The sequence below is a fragment of the Nitratireductor indicus C115 genome (genome assembly GCF_000300515.1).
GTDB lineage: Bacteria > Pseudomonadota > Alphaproteobacteria > Rhizobiales > Rhizobiaceae > Nitratireductor > Nitratireductor indicus.
In genome coordinates this window covers 164,830-181,876 of record NZ_AMSI01000004.1, presented here as the reverse complement: position 1 = coordinate 181,876, position 17,047 = coordinate 164,830, and the positions used below count along the sequence as shown (strand labels likewise).

The window sequence follows — 17,047 nt, the reverse complement described above, 5'->3', positions numbered from 1 at the left end:
GGAGGGGTGCCATGGGCGATGCACGGAAGGTGGTTGTCATCGGTGCCGGCATCATCGGCGCGTTTGCGGCATGGGAACTGCTCGAGGATGGTCATGACGTCATCATTCTGGATGCCGAAGAGCCGGGCGGGCGGCAGGGCGCCAGCTATGGCAATGGCGCGTGGATCATGGAAAGCTCGCTGCTTCCGGTTTCCGTCCCGGGCCTGTGGCGGCAGGTTCCGGGCTATCTCATGGACCCCCTTGGTCCGTTCGCCATTCGCTGGTCTCATCTTCCCGCGTTGACGCCATGGCTCGCCCGGTTCCTTCTGGCGGGGTCAAGTGTCGGAAAGATCGAACGGACGGCCGGTTTCCGCCACGCGCTGACGCAGGGGGCATTGCAGCGCTACGAGGCGGTCGCGGAGGCAAACGGCCTCGCTTCCTTTTTCAGGCATGACGGGCATCTTTTCCTTTACCCCGACAGAGCAACCTACGAGGCCGACGGCCTCGCCTGGGGGCTGCGCCGGCGCTACGGCATCGAGTGGCAGGAGCTGGAAGGCGAGGCGCTGCACGCCTTCGAGCCGGGGCTGGGAGCGCATCACCGGTTCGGTGTCTACATTCGTGCGGGTGCAAATCTTTCCGATCCCGGGGCCTTTATTGCCGGTCTGGTCGAAGGCGCGGCCCGGCGAGGCGCGGTTCTGCAACGGGGGCGGGCGACGGGCTTCCGGTTCGAGGGGAACCGGCTGCGCGCCGTGAAAACCGATCAGGGCGACATCGATTGCGGCAGGGCCATCCTGACGGCGGGCATAAATGCGCGTGATCTTGCACTGCAATGCGGTGACAGGGTGCCGCTCGAAGCGGAGCGGGGCTACCATGTGGTGGTGCCGGATATCGAAGGCGGCCCGCGCCATCCCGTCATGATGATGGATGGGAAGATGGTTTTCACGCGGACGCAGGCAGGCCTCAGGATCGCAGGGCAGGTGGAGCTGGCCAGCCTTGGTGCCGAACCTGACTGGCGGCGCGCCGACATCCTCCTGAAGCATCTCGAACGGGCATTTCCCGCCATGGCGGATCGACTGGAGGAAGGTGTCATCGATCGATGGATGGGCAATCGTCCCTCGACGCCTGACGGCATTCCCTGCATCGGTCCATCGCGCCTGTCTCCCGATATCATCTATGGTTTCGGACACGGCCATAGCGGCATCACCATGGCGCCGATGACGGGCAGGCTCATTGCCGATCTTTGTGGTGGCGGGCATCCTGCCATCGACCCGAATCCCTATGAAGCGGAACGCTTCCGGTGATCGGCGCGCAGCCACTCTTTATCGGCGAGGAAGAGCTTCGCCGGCTTGGCCTGACGCCGGGTGAGGCGCGGGATGCCCTCTCGCATGCTTATCGGTTGCAGCACGCGGGACATGTTCGGGTTAAGCCGAAAACGTCTCTCGACATTGCACCGGGGCACAAGTTCCAGGCCATGTGCGCGGCCTGTGAGGAGCTTGATCTGGCGGTCGTAAAGTGGCTCGGCGTCGCGCCTCGCGGGGCGGGGGACCCATCTCCCGGCATCCACGCGCTGGCCGTGCTGAACGATTTCAATTCGGGCGCACCGCTTGCCGTCATGGACGCGAATGCGATGACGGGATTGCGCACGGCGGCAATGTCCGCATTGGCAGCACGTTTTCTCGCCCGGGAAAACAGCAGGACGATCGGCTTCGTCGGTTGCGGGCTTCAGGCCCGCATGCATCTCGAAGCAATGCACGATCTCTTTCCAGGTCTGGCGGTGGTGCTTTGCAACAGCAGATCGGAGCAATCCGCCCGCCGACTGGCCGACCTTGCTGGCACGTTTGGGCTGGAAGGCAAGGTCTGTTCCGACCCCGCGCGGCTTCTGAGCGAGAGCGATATCGTCGTCACCACGGTTCCCATGAACGCGGGTTTCGAGCCCTTTCTGGACGCGTCGAATCTGGCGCCCGGCGTCTTCGTCGCGGCGGTGGATATCGGTCGTTCCTGGCATCCGGGTGGCTTCAAGGTTTTCGATTGCATGGCGACCGATAGCCGGCTTCATCACGGTATCGAGATGAAGCCGGGGATGAGGATAGACTGCGACCTGTCGGAATTGGCCGGAGGTGTTCATCCGGGTCGGGTATCGGAAGCCCAAAGGGCACTCTTCGTTTTTCAGGGACACGCAACTGCGGATCTGGCCATTGCGTGGCTGGTGTGGTCCCGGCTTCAGGCCGCAACCGGCAGGCACATATAGCCCGCGGTTCGCGGTGTCAGTCATTCTCAGGCAAGCATTCGACAGCGAAAATCGTAGGCGTGAAAGCTGGAGGAACGACCGGCTTTCAAAAAAATTCCGACCTTTGCGATTGGCCTGTCGGCAAATGTGCGTCAGCTTCGTCCTAGAGGTATCAGCTGTGAAAGCCGGGTCGCTGTGAAGACCCGGACACACATCGAAGACCGAGGAGACGAGACATGACTGAGATCGTAAACTGCCTGTGGTTCGATCATGGCGAGGCGAGCAAGGCTGCCGCCTTCTATGCCGCCACCTTTCCCGACAGCCGGGTGAGCCGGGTGAATGCGGCGCCGACCGATTTTCCCGGTGGCACGAAAGACACCGAACTGACTGTCGAGTTCACCGTGCTGGGCCGGCCTTTCATAGGGTTGAACGGTGGCCCCAATTTCAAGGCGAATGAAGCCGTCAGCTTCATGGTGCTTACCGAAGATCAGGAAGAAACCGACCGCTACTGGAGCGCCATCGTCGAAAACGGCGGCACCGAGAATGCATGCGGCTGGTGCAGGGACCGGTGGGGGTTCTCCTGGCAGATCACGCCAAGGCGTCTGATGGAACTGACGACGAGCTCGGATCGCGCCAAGGCCAAGCGTGCAATGGAAGCGATGATGACCATGAGGAAGATCGACATAGCGGCGCTGGAAGCCGCCGTGGCGGAATAACCGCGATCCGCGGCGATATCGCACCGCGACAAACAATGAATGGAGACGATCATGCCGAACACGGTCAAACTGCACCGGGTTTTCGCCACGAAGCCTGAAAAGGTCTACCGCGCCTTCCTGGAGCCCGATGCGATTGCAAGCTGGATTCCGCCTTTCGGGTTCACCTGTACGGTCCACGAGCTCGAGGCAAGGGAGGGCGGCAAGCACAGAATGTCTTTCCGGAACTTCACCACCGGGCAGAGCCATTCCTTCGGCGGCACCTATCTGAAGCTCGTTCCCGGCGAACTGCTCATCTACAGCGATGTGTTCGACGACCCCAACCTTCCGGGCGAGATGAAGGTGACGGTCACCCTTAAGGCGGTCTCCGTCGGCACCGAGATGACGGTGGTCCAGGAAAACGTGCCGGATATCATCCCGTTGGAGGCATGCTATCTCGGCTGGCAGGAATCGCTGCGCAAACTGGCCAAGCTGGTAGAGCCCGAAATCACGCAATAACAATCCCAGGGAAATTTCCCCGCCATACGGGTTTGCCCTGAAGCCCGTATGGCGGAGTAAACGCCTTTGCAAAACCGGAATTCCCGCCCCCTGCAAGACGCCCGCCAGAACATCTCGGCCTGTATATTAGCCGGCGAATCACATTCCTTGCGGACCAGGCATCGTTCATCAATATAATTGCGGGATCGTCATCGAACTGTATCATAGCGAAAATAAACGCGGGCAATACGCAATCTGACAGGGAGATCCTTCATGACGTTCCAGCGACGCGCGCTTCTCAAGGGCGCGGCAAGTGTGGCCGGGCTTTCGCTCGCTGCCCCCTTTGTGTCCCGCACAAGTTTTGCGCAGGGCTCCTCCGGCACGGTCAATATCTTTGCATGGGCCGGCTATATCAATGATGAGATGCTGGCTGCGTTCGAAAAGGCGACCGGCATCAAGGCGAAATACACGCCCTACGGCACCAATGACGAATTGCTGAACCAGCTCCGCGCCAACAATGGCGCCGGTTTCGACATCATCTGGCCGACGGTTGACCGTGTGCCCAATTACGTCGAATTCGGTCTGGTCCAGCCGCTCGACGAAGCCAAGATCGAGGTAGCGAAATGCTTGCCGAGCGCCTGGGCGAATTCTGCCAAATACGGCGCTGTGGTTGACGGAAAGCGCTATCAGGTGCCGACCGACTGGGGCACCGAGGCGATTGCCTTCGACAAGCAGCAGGCGCCGCTCGAATATGGCACCGCTTCCTATGGCGATATCTGGAAGAAGGAGATGGCGGGCAAGGCGACCGTGCGCGGTCACTCGAGCCTTGTCGGTCTCGGCCTGTGGCTGGAAGCCGAAGGCAAGCTACCCCGTCCGCTGCTCGATGCGTTCGGCAGCCCGGAAGCACAGGTCGAAATCTTCGACGTCATCCTCGCCGAGGCCATTGCGCGCAAGGGCAACATCATTCAGTTCTGGTCGAACGAGAATGAAGCGCAGGGCGCTTTCCGCGTGAATGGCGCGGCCATCGGCCAGACCTGGGATTCGACTGGCGCTGCCCTTTCCAAGGAAGGTCTGCCCATCGGTTTCATCGCACCGAAGGAAGGCGCGCTGGCCTGGATGGAAGGCGTTTCCATACCCAAGGGCGCGGAGAACATCGACCAGGCCTATGCGTTCATCAACTGGTTCCTGACGCCGGAAGCCGGCGCCATGTATTCCAACGCCACCTCGATCAATTCGACCGCGGTGGGGGCGTCGGATCTCCTTTCCGACGAGGCGAAGGCCTTTTTCGCGGCCGCCTATCCGGGCGATGCGCTCGACAAGCTTTGGTGGTGGCCGATCCAGGAAAGCTGGTACGTCACCAAGCGCAATGAATATCAGGATCGGTTCCTCTCGGCCTGATCACTTCCCGGAAGGGGCGGCCTGTTGCCCCTTCCTCACCTCCGAGAGGGCATATGTCTCATTCCGTCGAACTGCATCAGGTCGGCATGACCTTCGGCCAGACGCGCGCCGTGGGCGACGTTTCGTTCACCGTGGAAGGCGGCGAGTTCTTCTCGATCCTTGGCCCATCCGGTTGCGGCAAGACCACAATCCTGCGGATGATTGCAGGCTTCCTGACACCCTCCGAGGGACAGATTGTCATCGGCGGACGCGATATGGCGGGTCTTGGACCCGACCAGCGACCGACGGCCATGATCTTTCAATCGCTGGCGCTGTTTCCGCTGATGACGGTGTGGGAGAACATCGCCTTCGGCCTGGAGGCACGTGGGGTTTCAAAAGCCGAGCGCCGCAAACGGGCGGATGAGCTGCTGAAACTGATCGCGCTGGAGGGGTTCGGCGAACGAATGCCCGGCGAACTTTCCGGCGGGCAGCGGCAGCGCGTGGCGATAGCCCGCGCGCTTGCGGTGGAGCCGCAGGTGCTCTTGCTCGACGAGCCGCTTTCCGCGCTCGATCTGAAACTGCGTCAGCATATGCGCGCGGAGCTGCGCGCCCTGCAGAAGCGCACCGGCGTCACTTTCATCTACATCACCCATGACCAGTCGGAAGCGCTTGCAATGTCCGACCGCATCGCGGTGATGAGCGCCGGTGTTCTGCAACAGGTCGGGGCGCCTCGAGAGCTTTACGACAATCCGGCCACGTCATTCGTGGCGAGCTTTGTCGGTGAAACCAATGCGCTTGCGGGAAAGGTGACGAGCCTCGCATCCGGCATCGCAACCGTCGAAACCAGTCTCGGCGCCATGCATGGCAAGGCGGGGCCCGGAGTTGCGGCGGGGCAGGCGGCCCGGCTCTATGTGCGGCCGGAAGCGCTGGTCGTTTCCGCCAAGGGTGGCGACAACAGGCTCGACGCCACGGTGGAGCGCATCGATTTCGAGGGGGCTTTCGCCCTTGCCCATGGACGGCTCGACGACGGGTCCGAACTGGTGGCGTCGATATCGAGCACGAAGCTCTCCGATGCGCCGTCCATCGGTGCACGCGCTTCCTTTGCTTTCGACCGGCGTCATGCGGTGGTGCTCGCCGATGGCTGAGCTTTACCGAAGGTTCGGGGGCGGTCTTGCCACGATCTTCCTGGCGCTGGTGCTGCTGTGGATCGCGGGCATGGTGCTCGCGCCCAACGTGATGATGATCGATTACGCGTTGCGGCCGAACCTGCCCCCGGCTCAGATCGGCGGGCCGAACGATGTCTACTCGCTGGACAATGTGCTCTATCTGGCCAACGAGGCCGTGCACCGGTCAATCTTCTTCAAGACGATATGGGCAAGCGCTTTCGTGGCCTTTGCGACCTTCGTCGTCTGTTATCCCCTGGCCTACTGGCTTGCCCAGCATGCAACGCCGGGCCAGACGGCCGTCGCACTCATCGCGCTCACCATACCGTTCTGGGTCAACGAGGTTCTGCGCACGCTCGCATGGTACATCCTGCTTGCGTTCCGCGGGCCGCTCAACGCACTCTTATTGAGCATCGGCCTCATCGATGAGCCGGTGCGCTGGTATGGCAATGGCGGCGTTCTGGCGGGCATGATCTATGCCTACATCCTGTTCATGCTGTTTCCCATCTACAATGCGGTCGAAAGCCTGGAAAAAGCCCAGATCGAGGCCGCTCGCGATCTCGGGGCCTCGACCTGGCGCATTCACTGGCGCGTGGTGATGCCGCATGCCAAGGCAGGCATCGCCACCGGTTGTGTCTTTACTTTCATGCTGGCAGCGGGCTCCTATGTCGCCCCGGCGCTGCTCGGCGCGCCCGGCAGCCGCTGGTTCACCCAGATCATCTATAACTGGTTCTTCGAAGGCGGCGACTGGAACCGCGGCGCCGCTTATGCGCTGGTGCTTCTGGTGCTCTGTCTGGCCGTGGTGCTGGTGACGTTGAAACTGGCGCGCGTGAACCTGACGGATGTGGCGAAATGAGTGCTGCCGACCGCATCTCGCGCGCCCTCTTCGGGTTCTACCTGATCGCGTTCTTCGTCTATCTTTTCGCGCCGCTTGCAATCATGGGGGCCGCAACCTTCAACACGAGCCGGTTCCCAACGGTGACGCCGTGGCAGGGCACGACGCTGCGATGGTTCTCCGAACTGTGGTCGGATGGTGCCATGTGGCAGTCTCTCTGGACTTCCGCCGTTGTCGCCTTCTTTGTCGTGCTCATCGCGCTGCCGGTCGGGACCGCCGCGGCGCTGATACTCACCAGCCTGCATGCGCGTGCGCGGGGCTTCCTCTATGCCGTCATGGTCTCGCCGCTGCTCACGCCGGGTGTGGTCATCGGCATCGCCACGCTCGTCCTGTGGCGGCAGTTGGGGGTTGGGGGCGGTGTGTTTCTCATTGTCGTTGCCCAGGCGAGTTTCATCATCTGCTACGTGATGCTCATGGTTGCCGCACGTCTGCAGCGTTTCGATCGCACGCAGGAAGAGGCGGCACTCGGTCTCGGCGCCTCGAAGTTCATGGTGTTCCGGCGCATCCTGCTGCCTTTCCTCAAGCCCGCGCTGATCGCGGCCGCGTTTCTCACCGTTCTTCAGTCGATCGAGAATTACAACACCACCCTGTTCGTGCGCGGCTTCGACACACCGCTCACCGTCTTCATCGCCACCAAGGTGCGCACCGGGCTGACGCCGGCTGTCAATGCGCTTGCCCTCATCATGATTTCAATCACCATTCTGGGCGCGGTTGCCTATGAAGTGGCGCGCCGCAGGCGGGCAAAGGCGGGCGGGGCGGCTTAGGCAGCCATGCGCGCCCGCCAAACGTCTTGTTTCTCCCCGGCAGCTATTGGGTAAGATGCGGGGGAATTGCCGGCGTTCCAGAGCAGGCCATGGGAGGAAACATGAACCCCTTCGTTTTCAATACGACCAAATCCATCCTCTTCCGTTCAGGCGCAGCAAGGGAGATCGACCGGCACGCAGGCAACCTTCTGGGGGAGAGGGTGTTGTTGGTCACCGACCCCGGTCTTCGAAGGCTGGGCCTGGCCGAACCGGCAATCGCCGCACTCGCGGAGGCCGGGCACGAGGTTGCCGTTTTCGATGCGGTCGAGGCGGATCCTTCCGTCGCCACTTTGATGGCGGCGGTTGAACTGGGCCGAGCCTCAGGTGCGACCGGGGTGCTCGGTTTCGGTGGAGGGTCTTCGCTGGATGTAGCGAAAGTGGCGGCGCTCCTTCTGGGGTCCGACCAGCCCCTGGATGATGCCTGGGGCGTGAACAATGCACGCGGGCCGCGTTTGCCGCTGGTTCTGGTACCCACCACCGCCGGTACCGGATCGGAGGTAACGCCTGTTGCCATTCTGACGGTCGGTGGCGAGGAGAAACGCGGTGTGTCTTCCCCGGTGATCCTTCCCGACATCGCCCTTCTGGATGCCGAGCTGACGCTCGGCCTGCCACCTTCGATCACGGCGGCGACGGGTGTCGATGCCATGGTGCACGCCATTGAGGCTTATGCCTCGGCGAATGCCAACAACAACCCGCTCTCGCGCATGCTGGCCCGTGAGGCGCTTCGGCTGCTCGGCGCGAATATCGAGACGGCGGTTTCGGATGGCGGCAATGTCGCGGCGCGCGAGGCGATGCTGCTTGGCTCCATGCTGGCCGGGCAGGCCTTTGCCAATTCGCCGGTTGCTGCGGTCCATGCGCTTGCCTATCCCGTCGGGGGCATCTTCCATATTCCGCATGGACTTTCGAATGCCTTGGTGCTGACCGCGGTGTTGCGCTTCAACCTTCCGGCAGCGGCCCCCATTTATGCCGAGATCGCGGCCGATGCCTTTCCGCATCTGGCCGATGTGCCGGACGAAAGCCGCGCCGAGGCCTTCGTTGTGGCGTTGCAGGGCCTGATCGGGAAGTTGCAGATGCCGCCGCGCCTTCGTGACGTCGAGATACCTGCTGAAGCCTTGCCGCGTATGGCGGCCGAGGCCATGAAGCAGCAGCGTCTGCTGGTGAACAATCCCCGTCCCGTGACCGAGGCCGACGCTCTGGCCATCTATTCGGAAGCCTGGTGAATGCGCGCGCCGCCCGGAACTCGCGCCGACTACGTGCATTTCCGCCAGCACACCACGCGCTGGAACGACAATGATGTCTACGGCCATCTGAACAATGTCGTGCACTATCTTCTGTTCGACAGTGCCGTGAACGAGTGGCTGATCAGGAACGGGTTGCTCGACGTGAAGAACAGCGCGTCCATCGGCCTCGCGGTGGAGACCGGTTGCCGCTACCACGCGGAATTGGCTTATCCTCAGGTCATAACGTCCGGGCTCAAGGTCTCAAGGCTCGGCGCGTCGTCGGTGCGTTATGAAATCGGCCTGTTTGCCGACGATGGGGATATTGCGGCGGCGGAAGGCTTTTTCGTTCACGTCTATGTGGACGCGAAGTCGCGCCGGCCGTGCCCTATTCCGGAAGAAACCCGTGCAGCGCTTCAGGGCTTGGTGAAAGAGGCGCGGTGAAACTGATCCGGGTCCCCGGCATGGGAAGGCCTGCATCAGAACGAAGGAACAAAGAAGAAGATCGATGCGCCCATAGCGAGGGCAACTGCCGTCGCGCCGAAAAGTGCGAGCCAGAAGCGGGGAGGAGACAGGGCAAATGCCAGTGCGAACCGCACAAGCGCGTTGGTGGCGACGGCGGCAAGGACGGCTTGGCCGGCGGTGATCGCGGTCGCGGAAGCGCCGACCAGGCGCAATGTGCTGAGCACGGCGACATCTACGTCGAACGAGCCGGAAATGGCGGCGGTCGCAATGAGGCCGCGGGCGCCGGCCTGTCCCGCCAAAGCGGCATTGGCTGTCGCCACGACCGCGAACAGGAATGCAAACAAGAGGAGCGCGCTGAGATCGAAGGGGCTTCGCGCCGGCATCTCGACGCCCGTTTCGCCTTGCGGTCTGCTGAGCAGAAATGCGCCGCAGGCTCCGAAGCCGATTGCGGCGGCCAGTGCCGCCGGGCCCATGGAGCCCAATACGCGGGGCTCCACGATGCTCACGACAAGGCATACGCGCGCAATGGAGACCATGGCCGCCAGTGAAGCCGCCCCCGCCAGCGGAAAGGCATCGCCTCCTGATTTCGCCATGCGGGCAAGGGCAAGCGTGACGGCGGTCGACGAAAGCACCGCACCGCTGACGGCGCTGACGATCAGCCCGCGGGTGGTGCCGAAAATCCGTGTGGCGACATAACCAAGATAGGAAATAGCAGCCGTGAGGACGGTGAAGAACCAGATTTCCCATGGATTGAGGCCGCCCCAGGGATCGAGCGCGCGATTGGGCAGAAGCGGCAACACGATCGCTGTCATCGCCGCCAGAATGAGCGCCGAGCGCAGCTCTATCCATGTCAGGCGCTTCAGCACTTGATGCAGGACGTCCCTGCTCGCCAGAATGCCCGCGAGCGCGGCGCCCGCGCCGGCCGCAGCCAGATGGTCCCCGGAGACTGCCAGCGCTCCGAGCGCGAAAACGCCGAGCCCCGCGATCACGCCAGTAACGCTGAAATCCTCATCATGAGCCGCCTCCCGCGCCTTGTAGATGGCGAAGACGGCCGTGAAGGCGAGGAATCCGGCGATCAGGACCGAGGCGGTTTGGAATGTCTCCGCGAGTGCGGCAAAGATGCCGCCGAGCAATCCTGACAGACCATAGGTTCGGATGCCGGCAGTGCGGCTTCGATCCGGTGCATCGCGCTCCCTCCAGCCGCGTTCGAGGCCGACGAGCAGCCCGATGGCAAGCGCCAGACCTAGGCGGGCAAGAAGGGCGTCCATGGGAGGTCAGGCTGCCGTTGCGGGCAGCCGTCCGCGAACCCATTGCACGATCTGGCCTGCTGACATGGCGCCGGATGTCCGCCCGATCTCCCGACCGTGCTGAAACAGGATCATGGTGGGTATGCCTCGAATGCCCAGCTCGGCGGAAAGTGCCTGTTCCTTATCGGAGTTGAGCTTGACCAATACCACGAAGGGCTCCAGTTGGCCGGCGGCTTCCTGGTAGGCTGGCGCCATCATGCGGCACGGGCCGCACCAGGGCGCCCACACATCGACGAGGACGGGCAGGCTCGTGCGTGCAAGATGCCGTTTGAATGTCGCACTGTCCACGTCCTGCGGATGAGCCTCGAAAATCTTGCGGCCGCATTTGCCGCATTTCGCGGATGAGGCAGGACGGGTCTCAGCAATCCGGTTGACGCTGGCGCAATGGCTGCAAACGATCAGATTTTCCGCCATGGCGGGCCCTTTCATGGTTGGCACCCAAAAATGAACGGCGGTGTGCAAAAGGCATTGATACCGATCAAATCGTCATGGGTAATGCGATGGAAGCGCAATGCCGCCGGCGTTTTGGGCCGAAGCCGGTAATTCGATCCCCTTATCGGTCGAGCCGCGCCGGAAGGCTGTCTCTGAATGTTCTGAAGGTCTCAAGGGCCTGCATCGAGCGCCCATTGTCGATCGCAGCAAGGTCGAGAATGATCGTATTGGCGATGGTCATCGGCACGACGAGCGATTGGGACTGACCAGCACCGCCCCGCGACACGGCAATCTGATGATCGGGTGCCGGGTTGATGCGGGCGCCGTGCGGATCGGCCAGCAGCAAGGTTGTAGCGCCCTTCTCCGCAGCGATGCATCTCAGGTCGACCATTACTGTCGCGGGCTTGCGAAAAGACAACAGCCAGACCACATCGTCCTCCCTCATGGTCATGGCGGTTTCCGCAAATTGCCCCTGCGCAGCGGCCAGATCAACAGCGTCATAACCGGATCGCCTGAGGCGCAACGCAATCAACGCCGAGAGGCTTGTCGCATGGCTTCGGCCCATGATGAAAATCCGACGCGCATCCCGCAGGCTCTTCGAGAATGCGCGGATATCGGCGTCGCAAACGCTGTTGCGTAGTTGTTCAAGTGCCGCAATTTCGCTGTCCAGTATGGTTGAAAGAAGCTCGCCCTCCTCGGCGCGCACCAGCCGCGCGGCGATGCGCGCAGCCGGATTGTCGAAGTCTTCCCCATGGCCCCGGACAAGATTGGATTGCAGGTAGGAACGGAATTCCGGATAGCCTGAAAATCCCAGCCGGCGCGCCAGTCGCACGGCGGATGCCGGATGAACGCCGGCCAGGAGAGAGACTTCCTTTCCATTGTTCATTGCTGCGCGTATCGGGTCGCGCATGAGAATGTCGAGAAGCCGTGCATCCGCCTCCGTCAATTTGGCGGAGTTTTGCGCGACGAGGTCGCCCAGAAATTTCGGGTGTTCCAATGTCTTGTCCATCAGTGGCTGTCTTCGAGAGCTGTACGCGCCTCGCCTCAATCCTGGAGCGATGGTTCGATCCGCGCGCCGCTATCGGCGGCAAAGAAGAGTGCATCCTTCGCGTCATAGCCGATCCAGAGTTCTTTTTTTCCTTCGGGGATTGCCCTGCGGGTGGCGGTGACCGTCATGCGGCCGGCGGGCGTATCGCAATGCAGGATAGTGTCGGAGCCGGTCATCTCGGAAAAAAGCAGCCGGGCGTTGACGGCCGGCCCATTGGGCCGTTGTTCCTGTACACTGAGAATTTCGGGGCGCAGCCCGACCATAGCATCCCCGGCGGCTTCCAGACCGGGCAGTTTTCCGGCGGGGGCAAAATTCATTGCCGGCATGCCGAGGAAACTTGCGACAAAACGGTTCTGCGGCCGATCGTAGATCGTTTCCGGTCTGGCGAACTGCAGCAGATGCCCGTCCTTCATCACGGCGATGCGATCCGCAAGCGACAAGGCTTCCGTCTGATCATGGGTGACGTAGATCATCGTTGCCCCCAACTGGCGGTGCAGCTCCTTGATCTCGGTGCGCATGGCCACGCGTAATGCGTTGTCCAGATTGGAAAGCGGTTCGTCCATCAGGAAGGTCGAAGCATTCCGGGCCATGGCGCGCCCCATGGCGACGCGTTGACGCTGCCCGCCTGAAAGCGCGCCCGGCTTCCGGTCGAGATAAGGCGTCAGTTGCAGGGTTTCGGCAACGCTTTCAGCACGTGCATTGCGCTCGGCCTTGCGCATGCCGCGCAATTCCAGCCCGAAAGCGATGTTCTCACGCACCGTCATATGCGGATAGAGCGCATAGTTCTGGAAGATCATGGCGATATCGCGATCCTGCGGGGGCAGGTCGTTCGCGGTTTTTCCGTCAATGGAGATCGTGCCGGACGAGCAGTGCTCCAGCCCGGCGATGAGCCGCAACAGGGTGGATTTGCCGCATCCGGAAGGGCCCACGATGACGATGAATTCACCCGGCTCGATGTCCATCGAAACGCCATGCAGCACTTCGGGGCCGCTCTTGTAGGACTTGCGGATATCTTGAAGAACGATGCTGCTCATGCCGGTCGCCCTTCGCTTGACTGCTTCTCCCGCCTTGAGATCGCCAGGCTCGGGCGGTCGGTGGTGAACACCTTGACGCCGAGGTTCAGCGCCTTGTCGATCTGGCTGGCTGAATGGGCCGCCCAGCAGCCGAAATCGAGACCGGCGGCGGTGACCTTGTTCATGAGTGCCGCGCTTGCGTCGTCTATGTGAACGCCGATCTCCGGGACCGAATGTGCAGTTGCAAGTTCGATCACGGCGTTCGAGCCAAGCTGCCGCAGCACCGGCGGGCTGAGGAGCCACAATCGCGGACGGTCGGTATGCGAGGCGATTTCGTCGAGCGTTTCCATCAGAAACGAGGAGAAGTTGGTCGTCATCAGTCGCCCGCAGGCGTCAAGCCCGGCAATGACCTTCGGAACGAAATCGCAATAGGCCCCGCCGTTTTCGCCCGGCTTGATTTCGCAGCGAAATTGCACGGGACTATCGGTATAGATTTCGCAGAGTTCTTCCAGAAGCAGGGGATGCTCCCCGCGGGAAAAGTCGATGGTCGCGGCGCGGACATCCTGCCAGGTCATCTGGACAATCGCGCCCACCTTGTCGGTTGTTCGGTTCAGCGTCGGGTCATGGTGGACAACGATCTTTCCGTCGAGCGTGGGATGCAGGTCAAACTCAACCTCTTCGAGCGGCATCCTCGCCGTTACGGCAAAACCGGCCGGCGTGCTGTCTCCGAATTCGAGCGTTCCGCCGCGATGAGATGCGATCCGTGTCAATGTGGTTTCCTTGGCTTTCATGATCATTTGACTGCGCCCATCGTGATGCCGCGCACGAGATGCCGCTCGATCAGGACGAACCCGATCAGGACCGGCAGGATGGTAATGGTGGAGGCGGCCATCACGAGCGGCCAGTCGATGCCACCTTCGCCCGGATTGAGCCGGTAGAGACGGGCGAGACCGATCTGAAGCGTGTAGAGGTCTTCTTTTCCTACAGCGACGAGCGGCCAGATATAATTGTTCCACTCGGTGATGAAGACATACAGCCCCATCGAGAGAATGGCCGGTTTGGCGATTGGCACGATAACCCGCCAGAGCACCTGCCAGGGTCGGGCGCCGTCCATATAGGCGGCCTCATCCAGGGCGCGGGGGATGCCGCGGATATATTGCCTGAGAAAGAAGGCGGCGAACCCGTTGGAGATGGCGGGCAGGATGAGACCGGCATAGGTGTCGAGGAGGTCGACCTTAGCCAGCGTGAGATAGTTCGGGATGAGGCTGATATGGCTTGGGATCATCAGCGTGGCGATGACCGCCCCGAAAAGGAAGTTGCCGCCGGGAAACTCATAGCGCGCGAAGGCGTAGGCGGCCATTGTGGAGAGGGTGATTCCGATGACGGTCACCAGGCCCGACACAATGATGCTGTTGAGCAGGTAGCGGGCGAAGTGATACTGGCCGATGGCGAGGGCATAGTTGTCCAGCGTGAATTTCAGCTTGCCTGCATAGAACGCATCGGCGGCCTGGAACGACATCCAGATCGAGTAGAGTGCGGGCGATAGAAAAATCAGGCCAGCGACCAGCGCCAGTCCCGTGACCAGGGGATTGTCAGGCTTCATAATGCACTTTCCTTCCGATGACCCGCGCTTTGATCCATGCCAGGGTGATCAGGATCGCGAACAGAAGCACCGCCAGGGCCGAGCCTTTGCCGATGTCGAAGAGGGTGAAGCCGGTCCGGTAGAGCATGTTGACGAGCATGTCCGTTGCGCCTGCCGGTCCACCATGGGTCATCACGTTCACGATGGTGAATATCTGAAAGGCCTCGATGACCGAGATGACCAGCAGAAAGTAGGTCGTGGGCATGACGAGAGGCACGGTAACCCGCCGGAAAACATGGAGGCGTCCGCCGCCGTCGACGGCGGCCGCGTCATAAAGCTCGTTCGAAATGGCCTGAAGTCCGGCGATGTAGATGATGACGTCGTAGCCCAGTTGCTTCCAGGTGTTGACGAGGATCAGCACCCAGAGCGCAATCGCCGGATCCTGGAGCCAGGGAACTTTTTCACCGCCGATTGCCCGCAGCAGCGCATTCGCCATGCCGTAATCGGTGGAGAAGACCCAGGAGAAGATCACCGCGATCGAGACGGTGGACGTTACGAACGGCAGGAACAGTGCTCCGCGCAGAATGCGAGCGGACAGCGTTTCGCGCACCAGGAAACTCGCGATCAGGAGCGCCAGGACAAGCCTGATCGGAACGGAAACGAACGCGAATATGGCTGTCACCCGCAAGGAGTTCCAGAATTCGTGCGAATCCAGCAGCAGCCGGTAGTTTTCAAATCCGACGAAGGGCTTGTCGGGCGAAAGGAAATCCCATTCGCGAACGCTGAGATTCAAGCTCGTGAGGATCGGTATGTAGGTGAAGACCACGATGAACGCGATCAAGGGCAAAACGAAGAGATAGGGTGTGAATTTGCGCGGCATGGGTCTGTCCGGAAAGAGAAGGCGGCCCCGGCGCGAGCGCCGGAGCCTCATCTGCGAGGATGCCGTCTAGTTCGACAGGCGCTGGGACTCATTGCGCGTGGAGGTGGCGAAGGCCTTGAGCGTTTCGGCGACATCACGCTGACCGAGTGCCATTGCCTGCCACTGGTCGTATTCGCTCGAACGCATCCACGTGACGACCGGCGGGCGCGGGCGGCCATGCGCGAATTCGAGCTGCTCGATGGCGACGTCGATACCCGGCTGGGTTTTCAATGCTTCCGCGGCAGCGGGCTGGCGCGCGGCGCCCTTGTTGATGGGCATATAGCCGGTGCCGGCAAACCAGATGGCGTTGGATTCGGCCGAAGCGGCAAAGCTGATGAATTTATACGCCGCGTCCTTCACTTCCTGTTTGGCAGAGGAGAGGATGCCGATACCCGCGCCCCCGATCGGCACGGAGCAGACCTTGTTGCAGGGCATCGGGCGGACGGCCAGTTTGTCGCCCAGAGCCTTGCGCGACTGGGTATAGTTGCCCGTTGAGTTGAACATGATGCCGACCTTGCCTGCCCAGAAGGCGTCGCGGCCGTTGTCTTCCTCGGTCACGCCGTCGGGCGAGGCGACCTTGTGTTCATGAACGAGCGAAGCCATCCACTGATAAGCCTCGATGGTGTTGGGTGCATCGAGCAGTACTTCATTGCTGTCGGGGTCGATCAGATTGCTGTCATTGTCCATGACCAGGCCCCACCGGGCGAACTGGCCCGGCGCAGCCACACCCGAGATGCCTTCGCTGCCAAGCTTCTCGGTGATTTGCCGGGCGACCTTGAGAACGTCGTCATAGGTCTTCAGCGCTGGCTCTTCGGTAAAGCCGGCACGGGTGAGGATATCCTTGTTGTAGTAAAGGACCGGCGTCGAGGAATTGAAGGGTATGATGTAGTTCTTGCCGTTATAGACTCCGACCTTGCGGGCGAAGTCGAACAGCTGCTCCTTGAGCGGGTCGGCGTCGAGATAGCCCGTCAGATCGGCCAAGACGCCGCGATCGGCAAAAAGGCCGTAACGCGTGACTTCCATGATCACCGCGTCCGGCGCGCGGTTGGCTGGAATGGCCGCCTGCAGCTTGGTCACGATGTCGTTGTAATTGCCGATGAAGTCGGCGTCGATCTTGATGTCGGGATTGGCCGCCTCGAAATTCGTGATGATCTGTTCGAGCGCTTTTTCGTTGCCCTTGCTGAAGCTGTGCCAGAACTGGACCGTTACCTCCGCCTGGGCGGATGCGGTGGTCGCGCAAAGAGTAGACAGGCTGAGGGCGAGTGCGGTTCGCAATTTCGGTGTCATTTCCGTCTCCTGTGCAATCACAATTGCTGCGTATGGATAGGAGATGGCTGCGACAGCTGGTTGACTGCTCCGTGAAACTCTTATGACACCTCGAACGGCGGGTTCTGCCGTATGGCGCATCCGTCACTACGGCGATGCTGGTC

18 protein-coding genes are annotated in these 17,047 nt (G+C 61.7%); 10 read left to right on the top strand and 8 right to left on the bottom strand.

Annotated elements, in window-relative coordinates:
* Positions 1-11: 11 nt before the first annotated feature.
* The 10 genes from NA8A_RS07410 to NA8A_RS07365 all read left to right on the top strand — a co-directional run bounded on the left by NA8A_RS07410 (position 12) and on the right by NA8A_RS07365 (position 9,295).
* Positions 12-1,280, top strand: coding sequence for an NAD(P)/FAD-dependent oxidoreductase (locus tag NA8A_RS07410; protein WP_009756290.1), 1,269 nt, complete (start codon positions 12-14; stop codon positions 1,278-1,280).
* Positions 1,277-2,227: an ornithine cyclodeaminase family protein gene (locus NA8A_RS07405; protein WP_009756289.1), complete on the top strand. Its 951-nt coding sequence runs from the start codon at positions 1,277-1,279 to the stop codon at positions 2,225-2,227. Before NA8A_RS07410 ends, NA8A_RS07405 begins: the two co-directional genes overlap by 4 nt.
* A gap of 215 nt (positions 2,228-2,442) precedes the next feature.
* Positions 2,443-2,922 (top strand): VOC family protein, encoded by a 480-nt coding sequence (locus tag NA8A_RS07400; protein ID WP_009756288.1) that lies wholly within the window; start codon positions 2,443-2,445, stop codon positions 2,920-2,922.
* Positions 2,923-2,973: 51 nt separating this feature from the next.
* A complete protein-coding gene (locus tag NA8A_RS07395; protein WP_009756287.1) occupies positions 2,974-3,417 on the top strand; it encodes an SRPBCC family protein in 444 nt (147 codons plus the stop codon).
* A gap of 252 nt (positions 3,418-3,669) precedes the next feature.
* Positions 3,670-4,794 carry an extracellular solute-binding protein gene (locus NA8A_RS07390; RefSeq protein WP_009756286.1) on the top strand — a complete coding sequence of 375 codons (1,125 nt, stop codon included), beginning with the start codon at positions 3,670-3,672 and terminating at the stop codon, positions 4,792-4,794.
* A gap of 53 nt (positions 4,795-4,847) precedes the next feature.
* Positions 4,848-5,918 carry an ABC transporter ATP-binding protein gene (locus NA8A_RS07385; RefSeq protein WP_009756285.1) on the top strand — a complete coding sequence of 357 codons (1,071 nt, stop codon included), beginning with the start codon at positions 4,848-4,850 and terminating at the stop codon, positions 5,916-5,918.
* Positions 5,911-6,792: an ABC transporter permease gene (locus NA8A_RS07380; protein WP_009756284.1), complete on the top strand. Its 882-nt coding sequence runs from the start codon at positions 5,911-5,913 to the stop codon at positions 6,790-6,792. The genes NA8A_RS07385 and NA8A_RS07380 overlap by 8 nt, the downstream gene beginning before the upstream one ends.
* Positions 6,789-7,595 carry an ABC transporter permease gene (locus NA8A_RS07375; RefSeq protein ID WP_009756283.1) on the top strand — a complete coding sequence of 269 codons (807 nt, stop codon included), beginning with the start codon at positions 6,789-6,791 and terminating at the stop codon, positions 7,593-7,595. Before NA8A_RS07380 ends, NA8A_RS07375 begins: the two co-directional genes overlap by 4 nt.
* A 101-nt stretch (positions 7,596-7,696) precedes the next feature.
* Positions 7,697-8,854, top strand: a complete 1,158-nt coding sequence (locus tag NA8A_RS07370; protein ID WP_009756282.1) for an iron-containing alcohol dehydrogenase — start codon at positions 7,697-7,699, stop codon at positions 8,852-8,854.
* Positions 8,855-9,295 (top strand): acyl-CoA thioesterase, encoded by a 441-nt coding sequence (locus NA8A_RS07365; protein ID WP_009756281.1) that lies wholly within the window; start codon positions 8,855-8,857, stop codon positions 9,293-9,295. It abuts the gene before it with no gap.
* A gap of 35 nt (positions 9,296-9,330) precedes the next feature.
* Here NA8A_RS07365 and NA8A_RS07360 read toward each other — a convergent pair whose 3' ends face one another.
* The 8 genes from NA8A_RS07360 to NA8A_RS07325 form a co-directional block, all read right to left on the bottom strand.
* Positions 9,331-10,584: an MgtC/SapB family protein gene (locus NA8A_RS07360; RefSeq protein ID WP_009756280.1), complete on the bottom strand. Its 1,254-nt coding sequence runs from the start codon at positions 10,582-10,584 to the stop codon at positions 9,331-9,333.
* 6 nt (positions 10,585-10,590) lie between these two features.
* Positions 10,591-11,037 carry a thioredoxin TrxC gene (trxC, locus tag NA8A_RS07355; protein ID WP_009756279.1) on the bottom strand — a complete coding sequence of 149 codons (447 nt, stop codon included), beginning with the start codon at positions 11,035-11,037 and terminating at the stop codon, positions 10,591-10,593.
* 139 nt (positions 11,038-11,176) lie between these two features.
* A complete protein-coding gene (locus tag NA8A_RS07350; protein WP_009756278.1) occupies positions 11,177-12,064 on the bottom strand; it encodes a MurR/RpiR family transcriptional regulator in 888 nt (295 codons plus the stop codon).
* A gap of 35 nt (positions 12,065-12,099) precedes the next feature.
* Positions 12,100-13,137, bottom strand: coding sequence for an ABC transporter ATP-binding protein (locus tag NA8A_RS07345; RefSeq protein WP_009756277.1), 1,038 nt, complete (start codon positions 13,135-13,137; stop codon positions 12,100-12,102).
* Positions 13,134-13,886, bottom strand: coding sequence for a glycerophosphodiester phosphodiesterase family protein (locus tag NA8A_RS07340; protein ID WP_157174136.1), 753 nt, complete (start codon positions 13,884-13,886; stop codon positions 13,134-13,136). The genes NA8A_RS07345 and NA8A_RS07340 overlap by 4 nt, the downstream gene beginning before the upstream one ends.
* A gap of 23 nt (positions 13,887-13,909) precedes the next feature.
* Positions 13,910-14,719: a carbohydrate ABC transporter permease gene (locus tag NA8A_RS07335; RefSeq protein WP_009756275.1), complete on the bottom strand. Its 810-nt coding sequence runs from the start codon at positions 14,717-14,719 to the stop codon at positions 13,910-13,912.
* Positions 14,709-15,578, bottom strand: a complete 870-nt coding sequence (locus NA8A_RS07330; RefSeq protein WP_009756274.1) for a carbohydrate ABC transporter permease — start codon at positions 15,576-15,578, stop codon at positions 14,709-14,711. Before NA8A_RS07330 ends, NA8A_RS07335 begins: the two co-directional genes overlap by 11 nt.
* A 66-nt stretch (positions 15,579-15,644) precedes the next feature.
* Positions 15,645-16,904 carry an ABC transporter substrate-binding protein gene (locus NA8A_RS07325; protein ID WP_009756273.1) on the bottom strand — a complete coding sequence of 420 codons (1,260 nt, stop codon included), beginning with the start codon at positions 16,902-16,904 and terminating at the stop codon, positions 15,645-15,647.
* Between the last annotated feature and the right edge of the window lie 143 nt (positions 16,905-17,047).